This window comes from Lysinibacillus sphaericus, from assembly GCF_006864135.1.
In the GTDB taxonomy this organism is placed as follows: domain Bacteria; phylum Bacillota; class Bacilli; order Bacillales_A; family Planococcaceae; genus Lysinibacillus.
Map to the genome: position 1 here is coordinate 251642 of NZ_SADV01000002.1, position 23231 is coordinate 274872.

The following is a 23231-nucleotide window of genomic DNA, read 5'->3' on the forward strand; positions in this document are numbered from 1 at the left end:
TTAAGCCTCCTCTTTTGCAGTTTGCTCACGTATTGAACGCATCGCACATTGCGCAGCTTGCTGCTCGGCTTCTTTTTTTGATTTCCCACGACCAATACCAAGTTCTTGCCCATTTAATAGCACGCTCGATACAAAGGTACGATTATGTGCAGGACCCTTTTCATCAATAATTTCATAATGAAGAAGACCATTATTTGTTTGCTGTACCATTTCTTGCAATTGGCTTTTGAAATCCATCACATGCGAAAAAGCACCGATTTCTACTTTCGGGAATACGATTCGTTCTAAAAAGCACACAACCGTTTGTAAGCCTTGATCTAAATAAAGGGCACCTACAAATGACTCAAATACATCTGCAAGTAACGCTGGGCGTTCCCGTCCACCTGTTAATTCCTCACCTTTTCCAAGTAATACAAAGCGACCAAAGCCTAATTCATTTGCAAAGATAACAAGTGACGGCTCACATACTATGGATGCTCGTAGCTTCGTCAGCTCACCCTCACTCATATGTGGGTATTTCTCAAAAAGGTATTTAGAAACAGACAGTTCAAGTACTGCGTCTCCTAAAAATTCAAGACGCTCATTATCCGTAAACAATTTACGGCGATGCTCATTCACATAAGATGAATGTGTGAAAGCTTGATACAATAAATTTTTATTAATAAATGTGATATTTAATTCATGCTGTAACAGCTCGAATTGATTGCGTACTTTTTCAGGAAGCACGCCAGATTTCTGCATAGTTCCTTTTCTTTTCATAGCCATTGAACAATCTGCCTTCCTAATAGTTTCTACCGTTTAAGTGTACCTTTTTCAAGGCATTTATGCAAAAGTATTTCGGCTTAAATACAATGTTTTGGAAATTATTTTTTTAAAGGTCAATTTTGCCTTGGCATAATTGCGCCCGGAGGCTTTAGGCCAAGGTGATGTTGGTCACTCAGTTGTCACCACAGGACGCGGCGTTCTTAGACTGAGTTCCTTTATATCAGTAGGTGTTAGGCACTCACTAAAAAGGGGTAACTTTTGCATTCTTCTTACTACCTTGAAAAATGAGTGTCTCTACTGAATGAAGATAAAAAAAGGGACGATCACAGTTCGCTAAACGAACCATTTCGCCCCTTTTTAAACATACCCTCAGCATAGTATTTGCTCTTCACAATGAAGAAAAGCATGCGTAATTTCTGCCAAAGGCTTTAACTTTATTTAATCATAAACATTTATTGTATAATGACCGCATCCATGTCAGCACCAGTAGAGGTGATTAATCTCAGCTATATAAAGTTAAATGAATTAGTTTAATTTACTTTCGATGTATGAAATTGCAGAACCAACTGTTGAGATTTTTTCAGCATCTTCATCAGAAATTTCCATATCGAATTCGTCTTCAAGCTCCATTACAAGCTCAACTACGTCTAATGAGTCAGCACCTAAATCATCACGGAAAGAAGCTTCTAGTGTAACTTCACTTTCTTCAACACCTAAACGGTCCACGATTACTTTTGTTACGCGTTCTAATACTGTAGACAAAACATTCACCTCCCCTCAATGATTATACAAAAAATCATTATTTATGACTAATTGAAATTACATTACCATACCGCCATCTATATGTAATGTTTGACCTGTCATATAGTTAGCATCATCTGAAGCTAGAAAAGCTACTGCCTTTGCAATATCCTCAGGCTGCCCAAGTTTTGCTAGAGGAATTTGCGTAAGCATACCTTGCTTTATATCTTCTGGTAGTTGCTCTGTCATTTCAGTTTCTATAAATCCTGGTGCAATTGCATTCACTAAAATATTACGTGATGCTAATTCCTTTGCAGTTGTTTTCGTTAGCCCAATAACACCTGCTTTTGCAGCTACGTAATTAGCTTGCCCTGCATTACCAGCTACACCAACAATTGAAGAAATATTGATGATACGGCCTGCACGTTGCTTCATCATTTGACGTGTTACTGCTTTCGTACAAAGGAAAACACCTTTTAGGTTCGTATCTAGCACATCGTCCCATTCATCTTCTTTCATACGCATTAACAAGTTATCACGCGTAATACCCGCATTATTGACTAAAATATCAAGCGAGCCGAATGTTTTCACCGCTGCATCCATTAACGCAGAAACTTCCTCAGTTTTTGAAACACTCGCTTGTACGGCTATAGCCTCGCCGCCATTCTCTTGAATCGTAGCTACAACTTCCTCTGCCTTTGCCTGTGAACCGCTGTAGTTAACGACAACTTTAGCACCCTCGTCAGCAAGCTTTAATGCAATAGCTCTTCCTATTCCACGTGAAGCACCAGTTACAACAGCTACTTTACCCTCTAGTTTACGCATTAATTGTCCACTCCTTCGCCGCTTTTAGTACAGCCTCTAATGATGCTTCATCATAAACACAGTATGTCGCAACAGATCGATCGATTTTCTTCACTAATCCACTTAATACTTTGCCTGGTCCACACTCAATAAAGACATCCACACCTTGTGCAATCATTTCACGCACAGATGCTTCCCATTGTACAGCGCTATATACTTGTTCTACTAACTCCTGCTGAATAGCTGGAACATCCTCTAATACTTTCGCCATTACATTTCCGATTACAGGAATTTGTGGAGCTGATAATGATATAGTAGCCAATGCTGCTCTTAATTTTTCAGATGATGGTCGCATTAGCTCTGAGTGGAATGGACCACTAACAACTAAAGGAATAGCTCGTTTTGCACCAGCTTCCTTTGCCGCTAAAGAAGCCTTTTCAACGCCTTCCTTCGTACCAGAAATAACGATTTGCCCCGGACAGTTTACATTCGCTACCTGAACTGGATCACTTGTTGCAGATACTTTTTCAGTTACTTCATGCAGTGCCTCAAGCTCCATCCCTAAAATAGCTGCCATAGCACCTTGTCCTGCAGGTACAGCTTCATTCATATAAAGCCCACGCTTATGCACAACTGAAACTGCATCCTCAAATGAGAGCACACCAGCGATTACTAATGCACTATATTCTCCAAGCGAATGTCCAGCTGCAAAATTTGGCGTTATACCTGCTGTACGTAATTTTTCTGCAACCATTACACCAGTAGTTAAGAGTGCCGGTTGTGCATGGTAAGTCAATGTTAGTTCCTCAACTGGTCCCTCTAACATAAGCTTAGATAACTCAAAGCCAAGCGATTGATTTGCACGGTCATAAAATGCTTTACTTTCTGCAGCGTTTTCAATAAACTCTTGCCCCATCCCAACTACTTGGGAACCTTGTCCTGGAAAAATAAATGCTATTTTCGTCATTTTTTATTAATCCCCTTTTTAATCAATTATGCCTCGGCATAATTACGTCCGGAATCGGCTTTGTGCTTAGGCCTGCACGAGGGCCGACACGATGTCGGTCATTTCGGTAATGCCACAGGACGTGGCGTTTTTACCGATGCAGGTCAGTTAGCCGTTATCGCATGGAGCGATGATTTTAGGCTAACATCCTACATTGAATCCCTTTCCGATTTCGTGACATCCGCCGGAGGCTTTTGGCCAACGTGATGTTGGTCACTCAGTCGTGTGTTGTTGTTGCTGTCGCTTTCGCACAGATAAAACCGTGTTGCTGTCGCTTCGCTTTCGCACAGATAAATTGCCACAGGGCGTGGCGTTCTTAGACTGAGTTCATCTTGTACCTGTCGCTTTGCTTTCGGCACAAAAGACACTTGCTTAAATAAGTTAATCAATTTCTAAGTGACGTACTGTATCTGTAATCGTCGAGATGACTGTATGCTCAACCATCGTATTTGCTTGGCGAATTGCACTGTATATCGCTTTAGCATTAGATGAGCCATGCGCCTTAATGACAGGTGCTTGCAAACCAAACAAGCCTGCACCACCGTACTCTGTGTAGTCCATTTTATTTTTTAGGTCACGTAAATTATTTTTCATAAGTGCTGCCGAAATTTTTGTTTTTGTTGAAGACATAAACGCTTCTTTTAGCATTGAAAATAACGCTCCAGCAGTACCTTCGATCGATTTCAGCACCATATTACCTGTAAAGCCATCTGTTACAACAACATCCGCTACCCCTTCAAGTAAATCTCGTGCTTCTACATTACCGATAAAATTTAAATCAGCTTCTTTTAATAAGCCAAAAGCTGCCTTCGTTAATTCATTCCCTTTTTTATCCTCAGTACCGATATTTAATAAGCCGATACGTGGCTTTTGTAAGCCACCTACCTTTTTCGCATAAATATCGCCCATAATGGCATATTGCAATAAATGCTCAGGTCGTGCGTCCGCATTTGCCCCTAAATCGAGCATTAAAAAGCCCTTACCATCTAAAGTAGGCAGTGTAGTGGCTAGAGCAGGTCTAGCAATCCCTTCAATACGTCCTACTTTAAATAATCCTCCTGCCATTAAAGCACCTGTATTACCCGCCGAAAGACAAGCATCCGCCTTTCCTTCTTCAACCGCATCCATCATGCGTGCCATGGATGAATCCTTTTTACGACGAACAGCGCGTGCTGGATCGTCTGTTCCTTCGACAACTTCATCACACTGTATTACAGTTAATCGATCATGTATTTTTAAAAATGGTTCGAGCTTTTGCTGCTGACCATATAATTGAATTTCTAAATTTGGAATTTGCTCTAATGCTAATAAAGCACCTTCAACAACTGATTTTGGTGCGTTGTCTCCACCCATTCCATCAAGCGCTAATTTCATTGTTGTTCACCTTTACCTTTCGTGCGGTACATATCAAATTCACCAACAAAAACTGTTTCACCGTTAACAGTGGACGTTAACTCTACTTTTGTACGATGATTTTTTTCATCACGTCCGATAACGATTGCTTTTGTAATAACACGATCTCCAGCTCTAACAGGTTTCACAAAGGTAATGTTAGAATGTACTGTTAATGCTAGTTCGTCATCAATTACTGCTACCGCTAATGAGTTTGCCTGTGCAAACAAATGATGTCCACGTGCGATGCCATTGCGCTGAAAAACATGTTCTTCTTTTACGTCAAAAATAGATAATGCACGATTATCCAATTCAATATCAATTATTTCTCCGATAACTTCATCAATCGGTAGTGATTTCACTTCATTTTCATAGGTTTTCGAAGCAACATCTTTAATTCGTTCTCGTAATTCTGGAATAGATAATTCCATACGATCTAAACGAATTGTTTGGACACTAACCTGAAACTGTGTTGCTAGCTGTTCATCTGTGACGAATGGATTATCAGCTATCGTTTCGGATAATTGTCGCTGTCGCTCTTTTTTCGTTCGTCTCAACATCATTCGCCACCTTTTCAGTTGTTATTAGCACTTGGTACTAATATCAGTATATAGAGTATAAAAAAAGAATGCAAGACTTGTTTTTAAAACAAGTGCTCACATTCCTAATTGAGCATCAAAGAATCAGTTAATCGAAGCGGTCCCCTTGTAAAACACCTGAATTTTCAAGCATTTCACGTAAATATTTGTACTCATCATCATGCCAAAAAGCATCAGTCTCAAGCATATCCGTTGCATCTTTTCTCGCCGTTTCAAGTATTCGGTAATCGTGCACTAAATCCGCTACTTTAAAATCAGGCAAACCACTTTGTTTACGCCCAAAAAAGTCACCTGGGCCACGTAGTTCCAAATCCTTTTCAGCTAGACGAAAGCCATCATTCGTTTCCGTCATCGACTGCATTCGCTCTTTGCCTTCATCGGATTTCGGATCGGCTAACAACACACAATATGACTGATGTTCACCTCGTCCAACACGCCCACGCAACTGATGCAACTGAGCTAAGCCGAAGCGTTCTGCGTCATAAATAATCATAAAAGTTGCATTCGGTACGTTCACCCCAACCTCAACAACAGTTGTAGACACGAGCACGTGAATAGTTCCCTCACTAAAGGCTCGCATAACAGCGTCTTTTTCATTCGCTGATAGGCGACCATGCATTAGCCCGACTTTGTAACGCCCATTAAAATACGTTGCAAGTTGCTCATAGATTTCTACCGCATTTTGTACATCCAGCTTGTCTGATTCCTCGATTAGTGGACAAATAGCATAAGCCTGCCTACCAGCAGCAAGCTCTAATTCTAGCTTTGACATAACAGAGCCCAATTGCTCTTTTTTCATCCAATGCGTTTCAATTTGCTTACGCCCCGCTGGCATTTCATCAATCATCGAAACATCCATTTCTCCAAATGCTGTAATCGCGAGTGTACGCGGGATTGGTGTCGCGGTCATAAAGAGCACATCTGGATTTTCTCCTTTATCACGTAATATTCTACGCTGCTCTACACCAAAACGATGCTGTTCATCCGTTATAACAAAACCAAGTTTATAAAAAACGACATCAGGCTGAATTAACGCATGTGTACCAATTAAAATATCTATGTCTCCGTTTGCCAGTTCTTCTAAAAGTAAACGACGCTCCTTTGCTTTCGTCGATCCTGATAGTAAAGCTACACGTACGCCAAACGGCTCAAACCATTCCTTCAAATTTTCAGCATGCTGCTCTGCTAAAATTTCCGTTGGCGCCATTAATGCCCCTTGGAAACCAGCAGTTACTGCTGCATATAAACATATTGCCGCAACAACTGTTTTCCCCGACCCTACGTCACCTTGAAGTAAGCGATTCATACGATGTGGCTCTTTCAAATCTTTACAAATTTCATTGACAACGCGTTTTTGCGCACCTGTTAATTCATAGGGTAATGATGCAATAAAAACACGTAACTTTTGTAAATCAAACTGTATAACTGTACCGCGCTCACTATCTTTTCTAATTTTACGTAACGCTTGAATACGTACTTGAAAGTTTAGTAGCTCTTCATAGGCAAAGCGTCTTCTAGCCTGTTTCGCATGCCCAGCATCAAGAGGAAAATGAATGCCCTCAAGCCCTTCACGCATTGTCGTAAGTTTATAATCGGCTTGTAAACGCTGCGGAACAGCATCTGGTATTTCTACACCAAACTCATCTAATGCTTGTCGCATATATTTACGAAAACGTTTTTGTGGAATCAAACCTTTTAAACTATAAACAGGTTCAAAATCGACTTGATCTGTCTTAGGGCCAAACGTTACAGACGTTCCATTTATTACTTGTCTGCCGCGATCCCATTTTCCCGTAACGGTTATAATAGCTCCCGGTACAAGCTTTTGTTTCAAATAACCTTGATTAAAAAAAACAACCTTAACTAAATGTCGCCCTGCTAGCACCGTAACTTGTAATCGTGATTTATTGCGCCCTAAAAACAGTACTGTCGGTTCCCGTTCAACTTTACACTCAACTGTGACACGTTCATTATGTGGTGTTTGTGCTAAATCCTTTAAACGAAAATCCTCATGCCGATGCGGAAACGTCCATAACAAATCCGCAATCGTCTCGATGCCCAATGCCTCTAAATGTCCTGCTGTTTCTTTCCCGATTCCCTTTAATTCAGTAACGGGAGTCGTTAAATCAGTCACCTTGCACGACAGCTCCTCCAAAGTTTTTCACCACAAGTACTTTACCTGCAGTCATTTGTATCATCATACTATTTTTCAGCATATGAGTTTTCCCCTTTCATACGATTACTCTTAGCGTTTAACACATCTGAACACACGTATTATTATTCTCAATATTATTATATAACTTTTCATTTTCTGTAGGATAGCAATTCAATCTATTAATAATTGATTGATAGTTAATTATATCGAATGAATTAACACTTTTTCATCCTATTGCATTTTCATAATGATACTCCTTTTCTAGACTCATCACCATAACGTGTGGTTGATTTCCGTTCCGGCTGGGCGCTTTCCTGGGGGCGTCTGATGAGCCGCTTCGCTTACGCTCCAGGGTCTCATCTGTGACGCTAATCCCCAAGGAGTCGCCCAGCCTCCACTCCAATCAACTTATTTACATGGCGTACTATTTCAGCATGCTTTTCATTAACTATAAAAAATCTATAGCATAGAGAACCTCAAAAAAACACGCCTCCCTTAGGAATAGCGTGTTTCATATTTTTATTTTTGAAGTGACTTGATACTTTCTAAATCGCCATTATCAAAAATGGCTTTGCTAATAGCTTTACCTGTTGGTGTTGCAGCAAGTCCTCCACGTGCAGTTTCTTTTAAATTCGGACTCATAGATTGTCCAATTCGATACATCGCACCAATCACTTCGTCACACGGGATGCGACTTGTAACCCCTGCAAGTGCCATATCCGCTGCCACAAGGGAATTTGCCGCTCCCATTGCATTTCGCTTAACACAAGGAACCTCTACTAATCCCGCTACCGGGTCACAAACAAGCCCTAGCATATTTTTCAGTGTAATGGCAAATGCTTCTGAACATTGCTGCGGCGTACCAGCAGCCATCTCTACAATCGCTGCGGCCGCCATACCAGCAGCTGAGCCAACCTCTGCTTGACAGCCACCGGCAGCACCTGAAATCGAAGCATTATTAGCAACAACGAAGCCGAAAGCACCCGATGTGAATAAATAACGAATCATTTGCTCACGTGTCGGATTTAGCTTGTTCTTTACCGCGAACAACGTCCCTGGTACAACCCCAGCAGAACCCGCGGTTGGGGTAGCACAAATTGTACCCATAGCTGCATTCACTTCGTTTGTTGCAACAGCCTTACTCACCGCGTCTAGTAATAAATCCCCCGACAGTGAATTACCTTGCGCAATATAATTTTGAAGCAATACTGCGTCACCGCCCGTTAAGCCTGTTACAGATTTTACACCCTTCAAACCTCTTTCAACAGCTTCTTCCATCACCGTTAAATTATTGTCCATTTGCTGTATAATTTCATCTCTTGAGCGTCCAGTTATTAACATTTCTTGCTCAATCATAATTTCAGAAATTAGCTTTCCTTCTTGCTCCGCTCGTTCAACTAGTTCACGAACATTATGAAACAATACGTCCATATTCGTGCACCTCCTTAGTTATTAATTTTAGAAACCTTCGAAATATGTGGTATTAAAGAAATTTGTTGTAATATTTTATCCTCAATGTTTTGATCGACTTCTATCACCATAAGGGCCGTTAAACCACGTTCTATACGCGAAACCTCCATATGTCCAATGTTGACTGCATGCATCGCTAAGCAATTTGCCACATTGGCAATACAGCCAGCACGATCATCATGAACAACAAGGATTGCTGGCATACCACCTGTTAAACGTAGCTTAAAGCCATTAACCTCACTTACTTCAATTTTACCGCCACCGATAGAAATACCAACGACAGACATCTCTCCTTCATCATCGCCAATTACAAGGCGGGCAGTATTCGGATGCTCCATATTTGCTGTTTCTGGGATAAACTCATAATCTAATCCTGCCTTTTCTGCATCGGCAAAAGCTGTTTTGATCCGCTCATCGAATGTATCGTAATTTAATAGGCCCCCTACCAAAGCTACATCTGTTCCATGTCCTTTATACGTTTCAGCAAACGAACCATACAAGTGGATTTTCGCCCATTTTGGTTGTCTTCCAAATAAATCTCTAGCAACGCGTCCAATTCGTGCGGCTCCTGCCGTATGAGAAGATGAAGGCCCAATCATCACTGGTCCAATAATATCAAATACTGAAGTAAACTTCATAATAACACCCCTCTATTCTATCCATATAATAATATCGATTTTTTATTTATATCATGCTTGATAGTTACTATAAAAGTAAAGCACTTCTTTATCAACTTTCAGAAAATTTACACGACTATGTTTTTCACAATGGCAATATTGATTAACCTTTGTCTACTCCGTATACACAATAATTTCAAAATGCTGTTATTCCAATATTTCCAAGTTCGTTGTCCACTGGACACATACATCGAATCATTTATTTTTAGCTACTTCAGCTCGTGTATGATCCCCTATTCTCCCAGTACCATAAACAAAAGCAGTACACGGCTTGTGCACTGCTTTGTCTACTTATGCGCAAAGTAGAGTGAATTATTCTACTGAAATAATATATGGATATAATCCTTGTTTACCATTAAATAACTCTACTTCAACCTCTGGATAATTCTCTTCAATGAATTTCACTAATTCTGAAGCATTTTCTTCGGTTGTATCCTCACCATAGATAACTGTTACAATTTCTGCATCTTCATCCACTAAATCAGTAATTACCTTCTCAGCAGCATCTTTTAATGCTGGAGTAGATAATACAATTTTCCCTTCTGCAAGAGCCATGAAATCATCCTTATGAATTTCCACACCATCAATAGATGTATCTCGAACTGCATAAGTTACTTGGCCTGTTTTAACATTTGCGAAGGCTTCTGTCATTGTTGCTTGGTTCATTTCAACTGCCGCCTCTGGATTAAACGATAAAATCGCTGCCATACCTTGAGGGATCGTTTTCGTTGGAACTACAGCCGCTTCTATATCTAATAGCTCTACCGCTTGTTCTGCTGCCATCACGATATTTTTGTTATTTGGTAAAATCAATACTTTTTCAGCACCAATTTCTTTTACTGCCTTCACAATATCTTCAGTTGAAGGGTTCATTGTTTGACCACCTTCAATAACATAAGAGGCACCAATTGAACGGAGTAATTCAGCAACTCCCTCGCCCATTGCAATCGTTACAATTGCATATGGGTGCTTTTCTGCTTTTTTAGCTGAAGAAGGTGCTTTATGATCCTCACCAACAATGGCAGAATGCTGTTCACGCATATTGTCGACTTTAATTTTAATAAGACTACCATATTTTTGACCCATTGCTAATACAGCGCCTGGTTGTTCAGAATGAATATGCACTTTTGCAATTTCTTCATCTGAAATAACGAGTAAAGAATCACCTAGAGGATTTAATTCATTGCGGAATTGTTCTTCACTAAATGGCTCTTTTCCTTCTTCAAAACGTACCATGATTTCAGTACAATAACCAAATTCAATATCCATAGTATTCATGAAATCTTGTGCTCTATGATGTTCTGCATTAATTAAATCATCTAAAGTTGCTTCATTTTTCACCGGTAATGGCTCGCCCTTTAAGGATGCTAAAAATCCTTCATACACAAATAGCAGACCCTGACCGCCACTATCTACAACTCCGACTTCTTTTAGAACAGGTAGAAGTTCAGGCGTACGTTGCAACGAAGCCTGTGCTTCAGCAGTAAATGCCTCCATCACTGCAATGATATCGGTTTCAGTTTGTGCCACTTCTACACCTTTTTTCGCCGCTTCACGTGCAACCGTTAAAATCGTTCCCTCAACTGGCTTCATTACTGCTTTATAAGCAGTTTCTACGCCTGCTTGGAAGGCACCAGCAAAGCCCTTAGCATCAATCGTCGCTTCTTTTTCGATAGATTTACCAAAGCCACGGAATAACTGCGATAAAATAACGCCTGAATTTCCGCGTGCTCCCATAAGTAAACCTTTCGATAAAGCTTGAGCTGTTTTGCCGATATGTTCTGACGCATACTGCTCTGTTTCCTTTGACCCAGATGTCATCGATAAGTTCATATTCGTTCCTGTATCACCATCTGGTACTGGAAATACATTTAATGAATCAACATAATTTGCATTTTGGAATAGGTGATGGGCACCCATTTGCACCATTTCTGCAAACTTTATTCCGTCTAAAGACTGCATTAGAATTAGTTCCTCCTCTTAATCATTCGCTACACGAACGCCCTGCACAAAGATATTGACAGATTTCACGCTCATACCTAATGTTTTATCCACTGTATATTTCACTTTCGACTGTACTTGATAAGCAACTTCCGAAATTTTTGTCCCGTAACTAACAATAATGTACATATCAATATGTAAATCGTCGTTCTGTTTTCGAATAACAACACCTTTTGCAAAATTTTCTTTACGTAAAATATCAGTTAGACCATCACGAATTTGATGTTTAGATGCCATGCCAACAATACCGTAGCATTCTACAGCAGCACCACCAGCTATTTGTGCAAGTACATCTGTTGAAATATCAATTTGGCCGAATTCATTGTTTAATTCAATCGACATAGAAATGCCCCCTTGGCTCTTTTTGACTAAATGATATTGTAACACTTTCGTTATGCATTAAGCAACCTTAGAAGGCATTAAAGCGCATTGTATCAACGTTTTACTGACATTTTAAAGGGAAACATACATCTTCATCGAAATTTCCACTTTTGCTGAAAAAGTCGTTACGACCGTTTTGTTTTGCTGTGTATAGTGCTTGATCAGCTAATTCACAGCATATTTTCAATTGCTCGCTATTTGAGATTTTGGCATGACACATCCCGATGCTGACTGTTACAATATCAGCAACTTCTGAATGCTCATGACGTATATTTAAATGGCGTACTTCCTCTAAAATTTCCTCACACACATGCTCTGAAAATTTAGCCGCATGTTGGCTAACGATTACGAACTCTTCGCCTCCCCAACGTGCTGCAAATGCATTATACTTTTCTGCAATTTCATCTAATAGAGCTGCCACTTTTATTAAAGCTTCATCACCTTGTAAATGACCGTAATAATCATTTAATTTTTTAAAGAAATCAAGATCAATCATCATGACAGATAAAGATTTTGGTTTACTTAGTTGTTGCCCTATTTGTGTCAATTTATTATTAAAAGCTCGACGATTAGGCAAGGAGGTGGGACACCAATGCAATTACTAGAACAAGCTATGACAATCGCTCAAGTTTTGGCTTCTGAAGCAAATGAAAACAGCTTGTCCATTTCAGAGCTTTCAGCAAAATGCAATTTACCACTTAGCACATTACATAGAATTTAAAAGAGATGATGAAGTAGTCGGTTCAGTAAGTATAGGTTTTGTTGCTTTAACGTTTCTGCAGAACATATTAATACCTTAACAGAGCGTTTAGTGGAAACTGGTAAACGTGTTTCAATGAAGCTTGGCTACCGAGGAAAATAAGGTTTTTTTATCTTCCACTGATTGTCAATCCCTTACAATCAGGCGTGCGGTTAGCGCGAGTTAAAATCGAGCTACTATATACCAGGATTGCAACACCTAGGAATTTACAACCATTATTTAACAAGTATTTTTGTCTGTAAAGGTTTTTTTCTTGAAAGGTTATGTGAAAACTATTGCACTGAACGTCATGGTATGTTAAATTATTATGGTATGTGAAATATCGAACTGAAATAATAATCTTTCAGCATCAACAGTAAGGAGGGAATACTACATGCCTAAACAATGTGTAATCACTGGACGTAAAGCTCGTACTGGTAACAACCGTTCCCACGCTATGAACGCTAACAAACGTACTTGGGGTGCTAACCTTCAAAAAGTTCGTATCTTAGTAGACGGTAAACCAAAACGTGTATGGGTTTCTGCACGTGCATTAAAATCAGGTAAAATCGAGCGCGTTTAATCGTTGCTTCCAAAAAATCGATTTCGCATTTGGCGCAAATCGATTTTTTTCTGTCTTATTAACTGGGCAAACTACCAACCGCCTTTGTGAATATTTATATAATAAAATGACTATGCCGCTAGGAATTACTTCTCATAGTAATTCCTAGCGGCTTTCATTACATATAGCAGCACAACAAAACACCTATGCAGAATGGCAGTTACGATATAATAAAGTATAGTTCTTCAACAAAGCGAGGGGTTGATTTCCGTTCCGACTGGGCGCTTTGTTGCTGCCGCTTCGCTTTCGCTACAGAAAACATTTGTTGCTGCCGCTTCGCTTTCGCACAGAGCAAAGCTTCCTGGGGGCGTCCGATGAGCTGCTTCACTCGCGTTGCTCGCTCTAGGGTCTCGGGCCAACAGGATGTTGGTCACGAAGGCGTTATCACAGGACGTGATGCTTTTAGCCTTCGTTCCTCTATATCGCTGATCCCCGAGGAGTCGCCCAGTCTCCACTACAATCAACCACTTCTCATAGTATGTATCTTCTGGCATGTCTTTCGCGAAAGCCTAGAATTAACGTAGCGTCAGCAAGATCAGGTGTACAATAGCATTATTGTAATAAGTTTCTTCTGTTTGATTATGGTGAGTAGCCATAGCGTTCACTTTTGACATACATAAAATTAATAAAAGTTCTACGCTACCGCTGATTGGAGTGGAAGGCTACTCGACTCCCGTGGGAAAGCGAGACAGGCGAGACCCTGCACGGAGCGCAGCGGAGGAAGCGACTCGACGCTCGCCCACAGGAAAGCGAGTAGCCTGGAACGGAAATCATCCACCATAATATTCACAAAGAATCCCTTGACCGTTTTGTTTTTCAATACTATAAAAAAAATCCGACTAGTGTTAGTCGGATTTTTTTACTTTCTTTTCTTTTTTAAAAATGTTGATACATGTACGCGTAATACTACTTACAAATTTCGGCAACTGGAACGTATATACTTTCAGGACTCTCTCCCCCTTACGCTAATCTATGCTTCTTATCATTAAACATATGCCTTGCGAGAAAGATATAGACCCTGAATTCCCTATTATTTCATTACTTGTAAAGCGAGATGTACCAAGAGAGATTTTTTCATTTGTTGTTTCATACTTCACATGCCTTAATGTCACATCTTTAATCGGCTCTTCATGTGCAAAGAAAGACAAATAACGGTATTGCTCGTCTGCTTCAATGAAGTGCTTGCCCGGCATTAAAAATTGCAACATATTTGCATGATTAATAATCTTCAATACTACCTGTGGATGCTCTTTTTGTAATCGATAAATCGAACGAACTGCTGCCTCATAATGATCTAAACGACCACCTGTAACACCTGTAAGTACAATTTCTAGCGGTGTATAGGTCAAAGCTTTTAATAATGCTAAGTCCGTATCTGTTTCATCTTTTTCTTCCTGGAATCGTTGTCTATCATTTGTATGTGCCATCACCAGCTTGTATTCCTCTTGCGATAGTGAGTCAAAATCTCCTACTATGGCATGCGGTGTGATTCCTTGCTCGATTAAATATAGCGCTCCTCGGTCTGCTCCGATAAATAACACATCACTTTGTTCTTTATACGGACTAAATGAACAGAGTTCCGCTCTTGGCCCACCTGCACAAACAACGACTACTGTCATCCTTGAATCGCTGCCTCACCAGCAGCTAAAATTTCCTGTAGGGCCGCAGAACGATCTTCTTTACTATAAATAGCGGAACCAGCTACAAAAATTGTTGCTCCTGCTTTGGCACAAGGAATAATAGTCTCTGCATTAATACCACCGTCAATCTCTATAGCAATATCGAGATTACGTTCTTTAATGATAGCTGCTAGTGCTTCAATTTTTGGCACAACAGAATGAATGAATTTTTGCCCACCAAACCCTGGATTTACTGTCATGAACAACACCATATCAATATCTTCTAAAATGTGTTGAATAGATTCTATTGGGGTATGTGGGTTTAATACAACACCAGGTTTAACTCCATATGAGCGAATTAATTGAATCGTGCGGTGTAAATGGCGGCAAGCTTCAACATGCACCGTAATATAGTCCGCTCCTGCTTTGGCGAATTGTTCAATATATTGATCAGGATTTTCGATCATTAAATGAACGTCTAGTGGCAAATCAGTTAAAGGGCGAATGGCATCTAAAACAATAGAGCCGAAAGAAATATTTGGCACAAAATGACCATCCATAACATCGATATGAATAAGCTGTGCCCCTGCCTTCTCTACTTCTTTTACTTCTTCTCCTAATTTAGCAAAGTTCGCTGCTAAAATTGATGGTGCTATTTGTATCATCATTAATACCTCGGCTTTCGATCCATAATTTCTTGCATAAATTGTTTGTAGTGTTTATAACGGTAGTCACGAATTTCTCCCGCCTCAACAGCTGCCTTTACTGCACATTTTGGCTCCTTTAAGTGTAAACAGCCTCTAAATTTACAATCATCTGCCATACGGGCCATCTCAGGGAAGCATGCGCCTAATTCTTCTTTTTCTATTTCATCAAAATCAAATGAACTAAATCCTGGAGTATCTGCTAATAAGCCGTCACATACCTCGATTAATTCGACATGGCGAGTCGTATGTTTTCCACGCCCTAAACTTTGCGAAATAATGCCGGTTTTTAAATTTAAATCTGGAATTAAAGTATTTAGTAGTGTGGATTTCCCAACTCCAGATTGCCCTGCTAATACAGAAGTTTTTCCCTTTAAAATAGGTTGTAGACGATCAACTAATTCTTCTTCACCTTTATAGGTTTGTAGCACTGTATAACCCATGCTTTCATAATCTGCTATATAGCTTTGCAATTCCTCGCGTTCATGATCTTCTAGTAAATCCATCTTTGTTAAACAAATAATCGGATGAACATGGAATGATTCTAAAACAACTAAGAAACGATCCAGTAAAATTGTATTAAAACTAGGTTCTTTTACAGAAAATACCAAAATACCTTGATCAATATTAGCTATTGGCGGACGTACTAATTCATTTTGGCGTTCCATAATTTTTTGAATAGTACCGTCTGACCCCTCTATTTCCAGAGTGTATTCTACATTGTCGCCAACGAGTGGAGATTCCCCGCGATTGCGAAAAACCCCACGTCCTCGACATTGTATTAGTTGTTCTCCATCATATACATAGTAGTAACCGCTTAATGCTTTACGTATTTGGCCTTGCGCCATCCAATTCCCCCTTATTTAACATCATCATAATTAAAACTTTCTCCAGCAATAATTTGCGAATCACGTATAATTCTATATGCGCCTACTTTGCCTTCTTCAATGACAAGCTGGATTTTATACGGTTTATTAGCCGTAATAGTAAATTGATCGGCAGCTGATGACATTGTATGGTCTTTATCTTCAATTTCAATACGAATAGATTGCTCCATACCTTCCTCTGTTGGCTCATATGGTATTTCCAAGTGCACAGTTTTCACCAACGTTTTTACAGGTTTTTCGGCAGGTCCTTTACTTATTACAACAGCTATTGTAGATCCTACTTCAACTGAAGTCCCTGCTCTTGGCAATTGGGAAATAACACTTCCGGCCGCTACTGTATTATGATAGTCTTCACGAGCAATACTCCATTTTAAGCTATTTCTTCTTACATACTCATCCATTTGAGCCTTCGTATAATTCGCAACATTACCTACGGTAACCATTTGTATACCTGCGCTTACCTTAAATTTCATCTTTGTATCTTTTGCGATTACCTCTTCTTGAGGTTTTGGCTCTTGATCAATAATTTGCCCTTCTGGCTCTGTTGAATGCACGAAGGTAATATCTGGCTCTAAAAATTTATCCTTTAACATTGATTCAACTTGGCTGATTTGCTGCCCTCTATAATCTTCCACTTTCGTCATTTCTACTCCAAGACTGACGATTAAATCTATTTCCGTACCTTTTACACGCTCCGTACTCTCTGCAGGGTCCGTTTCAATAACTTTACCCTTTTCAACTTTCTCATCATAACGCTCCTGATGTTCTTCACCAACAGTAAAACCTTCAGTCACTAATTTATTTGTAGCTTCCTTAACGGTCATATTAGCCACATTAGGTACAGGTATCTTTTTCGGGCTAAATAAATCTGTGGCAAAGAAAAAGAATAGGAAGATAGCGATAGCGGCTATTACTAGTCCAGCAACAACTATTGGCCATTTTTTCTTTTTCTTCACAGGTGTTGTCTTTTCAACAGGCTTCTTAGTCTCAGGTTTCGGCTTTGATTGCGCAATTGGTTCGATTGCTCTTGTCTTCGTTAAATCTTCGTCTTTACGTATAACTGGCTCTTTTATAATTGGAATAGCCTTTGTCACATCATTATCTTCCGGTATGACAAACTTCGGTTCATTCATACGATTTGGCGATAAAACTGTTTCTAAATCTGCTTGCATTTCTTCTACTGTCGAATAACGATGAGAAGCATCTTTTGCTGTAGCTTTTAGCACAACGTTTTCCAGGCTTTGTGGAATCGTGGCATCGAATGCACGAACAGACGGCGTCTCAGATTGTAAATGTTTAAGCGCGATAGAAACAGCTGACTCGCCTGAGAAGGGCAATTCCCCTGTTAATAATTCATATAAAACAATGCCAAGTGCATAAATATCAGACTTGTTTGTTGCCGTACCACCACGAGCCTGCTCTGGTGATAAATAATGCACCGTTCCAAGTACGGAGTTCGTTTGTGTAAATGACGTTGCACTAAGCGTCATCGCTATGCCGAAATCAGTTATTTTCACATTGCCTTCAGCATCCATTAAAATATTTTGAGGTTTAATGTCACGATGGATAATATGATTTTCATGAGCATTGGCAATTGCTGATGTTAACTGCTTCATAATATGCACACTTCTAGCAGGAGAAATTGGTGCAAATTCCTGTATGTACTGCTTTAATGTTTTCCCTTGGACATACTCCATCACAATATAATGTAAATCACCATCATCACCTACATCATAAACACTAACAATATGTGGATGTGTAAGGCTTGTAGCAGAAAGTGCTTCACGTTGAAAACGGCGATGCAATTCATCCTCATTGGTAAAATCATAGCGTAATATTTTGATCGCTACATCACGGTTTAAAATCATGTCATGTGCTAAATAAACATTGGACATACCACCGCCACCAATTAGCCCTATAATTTTATAGCGATCACTAATTCGTTTACCTACAAGCATACTTACACCTCCTCATCTTGCCTTGTGAGTAGCACGAGGGAGATATTGTCTTCTCCCCCGCTTGCATTTGCTAATTCCACAAGTTTTCGTCCTTTTTCTTCTATTGAATCCGGATACGTAATAATTGATGCCATTTCATACACTGTAAGTTTATTGCTTAAACCGTCAGAGCAAATGAGTAAATACGATTCTGATGCTAAATCAACTTCATAAAAGTCTGGTTCAATCGTTTCTTCTGTACCAACAGCTTTTAAGATGAAATTTTTTTTAGGATGTGTCAACGCTTCCTCTTCACTAATTTCACCATTTTCAACTAGAACATTTACATAGGAATGATCTCTTGTTATTTGTTGTGCACCATCATCAAAGAAATAATACACACGACTATCACCAACATGTGCGATAAAGCAATGATGTTCTTCAATTAACACTGCAATAAACGTCGTGCCCATTCCTTTACAGTCTTCATGTGATAAAGAATAGTCATATATACTTTTATTCAATTGCTTGACTGCCTGTAATAACCACTCTTTTTTTGTTGTCGTTGATGCAAAATGATGTGCTTCTGCCTGTAAAAAAACGGATTCCATCTGTTTCATCGCCATATCACTCGCTACATCGCCAGCATTATGACCACCCATGCCGTCCGCTACAAGTGCTAGCGCAAGACCGTTTGGACGTTTGAAAAATGCCGCACGGTCTTCATTAATTGCTCGTTTTAACCCAATATCACTTTCGACTGTGTATTCCAACACTGGTCACCTCGTCTCTTCAGATCTCTCTTGCGCACGTAATTGACCACACGCAGCAGCAATATCAGAACCTTGCTCTCGGCGGATCGTTACGTTAATACCATTCTTCTTTAATGTTTTTTCAAAGGCAAAAATTTGACTACGAGATGTGCGAACATAATCACGTTCTGGTACGTAGTTTACAGGAATTAAGTTCACGTGGCATTTAAGTCCTTTTATTAATGCAGATAATTCTTCTGCAATTTCAACTGAATCATTTTCACCAGACATTAAACCATACTCAAAAGTAACACGTCGGCCAGTTTTTTTAGTATAGTAACGAACGGCTTCCATTAATTCATCTAATTTGTAAGCACGTGCAATTGGCATCAGCTTTTGACGAGCCTCTTGGTTTGGTGCGTGTAAGGATACTGCAAAGTTGATTTGTAGCTGTTCATCAGCAAATTCGTAAATTTTAGGAACAATTCCTGATGTTGAGACAGTAATGTGACGAGCACCAATATTTAACCCTTTTTCATGGTTGATGACTTTTAAGAAGTTCATCATCGCATCATAATTATCGAAAGGTTCTCCAATACCCATAATGACGATATGTGACACACGTTCGTCCAATTCATCTAAAGTTTGTTGTACTTTGACAACTTGCTCCACGATTTCTCCTGCTAATAAGTGACGTTTTAATCCACCTAAAGTTGATGCACAAAACGTACAGCCAATTCGGCAGCCTACTTGTGTCGTCACACAAACAGAGTTCCCATACTCATGACGCATTAATACAGTTTCAATAGAATAGCCATCTTGTAACTGGAATAAAAACTTGATCGTACCATCTTTGGATTCCTGTTGAATAATTGTTGACAATGTCGTTAATGCAAAACTTGCTTCAAGCTTTTCACGTAATCCCTTTGAAAGGTTTGACATTTCTTCAAATGTTTTTACACGTTTATTATAAAGCCAATCAAAAATTTGTGCTGCACGGAATGGTTTTTCACCATTTTCCTTTAACCATTCTTCTAATTGTTCCGGCTGTAATGAGTATACCGATTCCTTTAAATTTGGTTTTTCTTTTTTTGCGCGTCGAACAGGCTTGTCTTCTGCTTCATCAACTAAGTCGTTAATGCGCTCATTAAATTTCTCTTGATCCACCATTAGTTGGATCCTCCTTTTTTACGAAAGGCGGCAACGAAGAAACCGTCACTGCCAAAGTCTTGTGGAAAGACTTGAAGCATGCCATTTGCTTGCTTTTCCGCTAATTTTGTTGGTAAAGATTCTAGTTGTATAGCTTCCATTTCTGGATGCGTTGTTAAAAAGGCTTCTACAGTACCTTCGTTTTCTCTTTTATCTACTGTACATGTACTGTACACAAGCTTGCCATCTATTTTTAATACTTTTGTTGCAGCATCTAATAGTGCCAATTGTATTTTTTGGAGGCTTTCTAAATCTTCTTCTCGTTTTGTATATTTAATATCTGGCTTACGGCGCATAACACCTAAGCCACTACAAGGTGCATCGACTAAAATAGCGTCGAATGATTCTAGTTGTAGAAAATCCGGTGCCTTACGTCCGTCAATCGGAGCAGTCTCTACGATATCAATCCCTAGACGATCCGTATTATGGTCGATTAAATCTAATTTATGGGGGTGAAGGTCAGTCGCTAAAATTGAACCTTCATTTTTCATAATCTCAGCTATATGTGTTGTCTTTCCTCCCGGAGCTGCACACATATCTAAGACGCGCATGCCAGGTGATGGATGTAAAACATTTGCTGGAATCATTGAGCTTTCATCCTGAATAGTAATAAGCCCTTCTTGGAATGCCTTTGTTCGAGCTGGCTGACCATTTGTTACATATAAACATTCAGGCATTAGCTCGCTTCTTTGCGCCGATAAACCTTCCGCTTCTATGCTAGCAATCGCTTGCTCAACGCTTGCTTTCGTCGTATTTACACGTACAGTCTGCACTGGAGGCACATTATTTTCATGTAACATTTCAGCAGCTGCTTCAATACCATAGTTATCGACAAAGCGCTGCACTAACCATTCAGGATGACTCGTTTCAATAGCAAGGCGCTCAATTGGATCTTTAATGTCATCCGTAGAAGCTACACCTTGACGTAAAATAGATCGTAAAATACCATTGACCATTGAAGCTATCCCTTTGTGACCTCGACGCTTAGCAATTTCAACAGCCTCATTTACCGCTGCATGTGGTGGGATACGCGTTAAATAATGCATTTGATATAAAGATAAACGTAAAAGCCAGCGTACCCAATGATCCACTGTGCCACGAATAAATGGCTCTAGATAATAATCAAGTGTCATTTTATATTGTAAAGTACCATACGTAATTTCTGTTAAAAGCGCACGATCCTTCGCTTCAATTTTATGTCGCTTGATCGTTTCATTTAAAAGCAAATTACTATAGGCTTGATTTTTATCTACTGCTAACAGAATAGAAAGTGCAGCATCACGCACATTTCCATCCCAAATTACTACGCTTTTTTTACTCATTTAAATTGGTCCCCGATCTGTAATTTAGAACCTGTACCACGCAAATATTCCTCTGCTGTCATGCGTTTTTTACCAGCTGGTTGTACATCATACAGGGCTAGTGTTGTACCATTTCCTGCTGAAACTTCAAAATGGTCCTTTGAAATCGCAACAACCTCACCTGGTAAAGTATCATGCTTTGTGTTACCAAGCTGCGCCCACCAAATTTTAAAGTTTCCATCTTCAAATGTTGTGTAGGCAACAGGCCACGGATGAAGACCACGCACTTGATTGTATAAAGTTGTCGCATCCTTTGTCCAATCGATACGTTCCTGTTCACGTGAAATATTGCTCGCAAAGGTTACTTGTGCTTCATCCTGCACTGTACGACTATTTGTTCCATTAATAATAGAAGGAAGTGTATCTTTTAATAATTCACAGCCTACAACACTTAGCTTATCAAATAGTCCACCTGTATGATCATCCTCTTCAATTGGGATAGCCTTTTGAGATATGATGTCACCGGCATCAAGCTTTTGTGCCATATACATAATCGTTACACCCGTCTCTTTTTCACCATCAATAATTGCTTGGTGAATAGGTGCTCCTCCACGATACTTTGGTAAAAGTGACGCATGGACGTTAATACAACCAAGCGGTGGTGTATCAAGTAATTCTTTCGGCAAAATTTGTCCAAAAGCGGCTGTTACGACTAGGTCAGGCTGTAAATCAATAATTTGCTGTAATTCCTCGGAACCACGCAATTTTTCAGGCTGAATAACAGGTAAACCTAATTCCATAGCTGCTGCTTTAACAGGTGGTGGTGTTAGCACACGCTTACGCCCAACTGGACGGTCTGGTTGTGTAACTACAGCTTTAATATCATAACCTTCATGATGTAGCATACGCAAAATTGGCGCGGAGAAATCAGGTGTTCCCATAAAAATTATTGAAGTCATGTTATTCCTCCTCTTCAGCGTACATCGCTTCAAGCTCTTCTTCAGTTAAAATGCGTTTGATTTTCGAATCAAATAGCACGCCGTCTAAATGATCGATTTCATGTAAAATTGCTCGTGCATCAAAGCCTCCCGCTTCCAACTCATATACACGTCCTTCACGGTCACATGCTTCAATTTTCACGTAGTCAGGTCGTTCAACCTCACCGTATAATCCCGGGAAGCTTAAGCATCCTTCAATATCAACTTCAGCGCCATCTGTTTCAATGACAGTCGGGTTAATCATTTCTAAAATATCTCGTTCCTCGCCAAGCTCGACAATAGCAACACGTAATCCTACATTTATTTGCGGTGCAGCAATACCAACACCATCGTATTCAACCATTGTGTCATATAAATCATCTAGTAATGTAATAATTTCTTCATTGATTTCTTTTACTTCCGCGCACTGCGTTGATAATACCTTTGCTGGATGTTCAACAACTTTTTTAATTGCCATCTTATGTTCCTCATT

General features: G+C 39.7%; 24 protein-coding genes. 2 read left to right on the forward strand and 22 right to left on the reverse strand.

Annotated features, from left to right (window positions below; translation table 11 throughout):
- From rnc to C7Y47_RS03555, 12 genes are all read right to left on the reverse strand, one after another.
- The gene (gene rnc, locus C7Y47_RS03500) at nucleotides 1-765 is read right to left on the reverse strand and encodes a ribonuclease III (RefSeq protein WP_142507492.1); all 765 of its coding nucleotides are present in this window, start codon (nucleotides 763-765) and stop codon (nucleotides 1-3) included.
- A gap of 525 nt (nucleotides 766-1290) precedes the next feature.
- The gene (acpP, locus tag C7Y47_RS03505; protein ID WP_036124798.1) at nucleotides 1291-1527 is read right to left on the reverse strand and encodes an acyl carrier protein; all 237 of its coding nucleotides are present in this window, start codon (nucleotides 1525-1527) and stop codon (nucleotides 1291-1293) included.
- A gap of 57 nt (nucleotides 1528-1584) precedes the next feature.
- The gene (fabG, locus tag C7Y47_RS03510) at nucleotides 1585-2331 is read right to left on the reverse strand and encodes a 3-oxoacyl-[acyl-carrier-protein] reductase (protein WP_142507493.1); all 747 of its coding nucleotides are present in this window, start codon (nucleotides 2329-2331) and stop codon (nucleotides 1585-1587) included.
- Nucleotides 2324-3277, reverse strand: a complete 954-nt coding sequence (gene fabD, locus C7Y47_RS03515) for an ACP S-malonyltransferase (protein ID WP_142507494.1) — start codon at nucleotides 3275-3277, stop codon at nucleotides 2324-2326. Before fabD ends, fabG begins: the two co-directional genes overlap by 8 nt.
- Before the next feature lie 420 nt (nucleotides 3278-3697).
- On the reverse strand, nucleotides 3698-4690 hold the full coding sequence (gene plsX / locus C7Y47_RS03520) for a phosphate acyltransferase PlsX (RefSeq protein ID WP_142507495.1): 993 nt from the start codon (nucleotides 4688-4690) through the stop codon (nucleotides 3698-3700).
- Entirely contained in the window at nucleotides 4687-5265 is a 579-nt protein-coding gene (fapR, locus tag C7Y47_RS03525; RefSeq protein ID WP_132357884.1) for a transcription factor FapR, read from the reverse strand. The genes plsX and fapR overlap by 4 nt, the downstream gene beginning before the upstream one ends.
- Before the next feature lie 130 nt (nucleotides 5266-5395).
- The gene (gene recG / locus C7Y47_RS03530) at nucleotides 5396-7441 is read right to left on the reverse strand and encodes an ATP-dependent DNA helicase RecG (RefSeq protein WP_142507496.1); all 2046 of its coding nucleotides are present in this window, start codon (nucleotides 7439-7441) and stop codon (nucleotides 5396-5398) included.
- A 540-nt stretch (nucleotides 7442-7981) separates the two neighbouring features.
- Nucleotides 7982-8893: an L-serine ammonia-lyase, iron-sulfur-dependent, subunit alpha gene (sdaAA, locus tag C7Y47_RS03535; protein ID WP_142507497.1), complete on the reverse strand. Its 912-nt coding sequence runs from the start codon at nucleotides 8891-8893 to the stop codon at nucleotides 7982-7984.
- A gap of 14 nt (nucleotides 8894-8907) precedes the next feature.
- Nucleotides 8908-9570 carry an L-serine ammonia-lyase, iron-sulfur-dependent subunit beta gene (gene sdaAB, locus C7Y47_RS03540; RefSeq protein WP_049668406.1) on the reverse strand — a complete coding sequence of 221 codons (663 nt, stop codon included), beginning with the start codon at nucleotides 9568-9570 and terminating at the stop codon, nucleotides 8908-8910.
- A gap of 351 nt (nucleotides 9571-9921) precedes the next feature.
- The gene (locus C7Y47_RS03545) at nucleotides 9922-11571 is read right to left on the reverse strand and encodes a DAK2 domain-containing protein (protein ID WP_142507498.1); all 1650 of its coding nucleotides are present in this window, start codon (nucleotides 11569-11571) and stop codon (nucleotides 9922-9924) included.
- 18 nt (nucleotides 11572-11589) lie between these two features.
- Nucleotides 11590-11952, reverse strand: a complete 363-nt coding sequence (locus tag C7Y47_RS03550; protein ID WP_132357473.1) for an Asp23/Gls24 family envelope stress response protein — start codon at nucleotides 11950-11952, stop codon at nucleotides 11590-11592.
- 100 nt (nucleotides 11953-12052) lie between these two features.
- Nucleotides 12053-12568, reverse strand: a complete 516-nt coding sequence (locus C7Y47_RS03555; RefSeq protein WP_255504990.1) for a diguanylate cyclase — start codon at nucleotides 12566-12568, stop codon at nucleotides 12053-12055.
- Between the two features lie 15 nt (nucleotides 12569-12583).
- Here C7Y47_RS03555 and C7Y47_RS03560 point away from each other — a divergent pair, with 15 nt between their 5' ends.
- Together C7Y47_RS03560 and rpmB are read left to right on the forward strand one after the other, a co-directional pair.
- A complete protein-coding gene (locus C7Y47_RS03560) occupies nucleotides 12584-12712 on the forward strand; it encodes a helix-turn-helix domain-containing protein (RefSeq protein WP_255504991.1) in 129 nt (42 codons plus the stop codon).
- 412 nt (nucleotides 12713-13124) lie between these two features.
- Nucleotides 13125-13313, forward strand: coding sequence for a 50S ribosomal protein L28 (gene rpmB / locus C7Y47_RS03565; RefSeq protein WP_004227417.1), 189 nt, complete (start codon nucleotides 13125-13127; stop codon nucleotides 13311-13313).
- 884 nt (nucleotides 13314-14197) lie between these two features.
- Here the strand turns inward: rpmB and spoVM are convergent.
- The 10 genes from spoVM to def are packed head-to-tail and all read right to left on the reverse strand — an operon-like array spanning nucleotide 14198 to nucleotide 23216.
- The gene (gene spoVM, locus C7Y47_RS03570; RefSeq protein WP_100544041.1) at nucleotides 14198-14299 is read right to left on the reverse strand and encodes a stage V sporulation protein SpoVM; all 102 of its coding nucleotides are present in this window, start codon (nucleotides 14297-14299) and stop codon (nucleotides 14198-14200) included.
- An 18-nt stretch (nucleotides 14300-14317) separates the two neighbouring features.
- Nucleotides 14318-14971: a thiamine diphosphokinase gene (locus C7Y47_RS03575; protein WP_142507500.1), complete on the reverse strand. Its 654-nt coding sequence runs from the start codon at nucleotides 14969-14971 to the stop codon at nucleotides 14318-14320.
- Nucleotides 14968-15636, reverse strand: coding sequence for a ribulose-phosphate 3-epimerase (rpe, locus tag C7Y47_RS03580; protein WP_142507629.1), 669 nt, complete (start codon nucleotides 15634-15636; stop codon nucleotides 14968-14970). Before rpe ends, C7Y47_RS03575 begins: the two co-directional genes overlap by 4 nt.
- A gap of 2 nt (nucleotides 15637-15638) precedes the next feature.
- The gene (gene rsgA / locus C7Y47_RS03585) at nucleotides 15639-16523 is read right to left on the reverse strand and encodes a ribosome small subunit-dependent GTPase A (protein ID WP_142507501.1); all 885 of its coding nucleotides are present in this window, start codon (nucleotides 16521-16523) and stop codon (nucleotides 15639-15641) included.
- A gap of 11 nt (nucleotides 16524-16534) precedes the next feature.
- Entirely contained in the window at nucleotides 16535-18520 is a 1986-nt protein-coding gene (gene pknB, locus C7Y47_RS03590) for a Stk1 family PASTA domain-containing Ser/Thr kinase (RefSeq protein WP_142507502.1), read from the reverse strand.
- Between the two features lie 2 nt (nucleotides 18521-18522).
- Nucleotides 18523-19272, reverse strand: a complete 750-nt coding sequence (locus C7Y47_RS03595; RefSeq protein ID WP_142507630.1) for a Stp1/IreP family PP2C-type Ser/Thr phosphatase — start codon at nucleotides 19270-19272, stop codon at nucleotides 18523-18525.
- A gap of 6 nt (nucleotides 19273-19278) precedes the next feature.
- Nucleotides 19279-20421, reverse strand: coding sequence for a 23S rRNA (adenine(2503)-C(2))-methyltransferase RlmN (gene rlmN / locus C7Y47_RS03600; RefSeq protein WP_142507503.1), 1143 nt, complete (start codon nucleotides 20419-20421; stop codon nucleotides 19279-19281).
- A complete protein-coding gene (gene rsmB, locus C7Y47_RS03605; protein ID WP_142507504.1) occupies nucleotides 20421-21782 on the reverse strand; it encodes a 16S rRNA (cytosine(967)-C(5))-methyltransferase RsmB in 1362 nt (453 codons plus the stop codon). Before rsmB ends, rlmN begins: the two co-directional genes overlap by 1 nt.
- Complete coding sequence (gene fmt, locus C7Y47_RS03610) at nucleotides 21779-22720, reverse strand: methionyl-tRNA formyltransferase (RefSeq protein WP_142507505.1); 942 nt, start codon at nucleotides 22718-22720, stop codon at nucleotides 21779-21781. The genes rsmB and fmt overlap by 4 nt, the downstream gene beginning before the upstream one ends.
- Nucleotide 22721: 1 nt before the next feature.
- On the reverse strand, nucleotides 22722-23216 hold the full coding sequence (gene def, locus C7Y47_RS03615) for a peptide deformylase (protein ID WP_142507506.1): 495 nt from the start codon (nucleotides 23214-23216) through the stop codon (nucleotides 22722-22724).
- Nucleotides 23217-23231 lie beyond the last annotated feature (15 nt).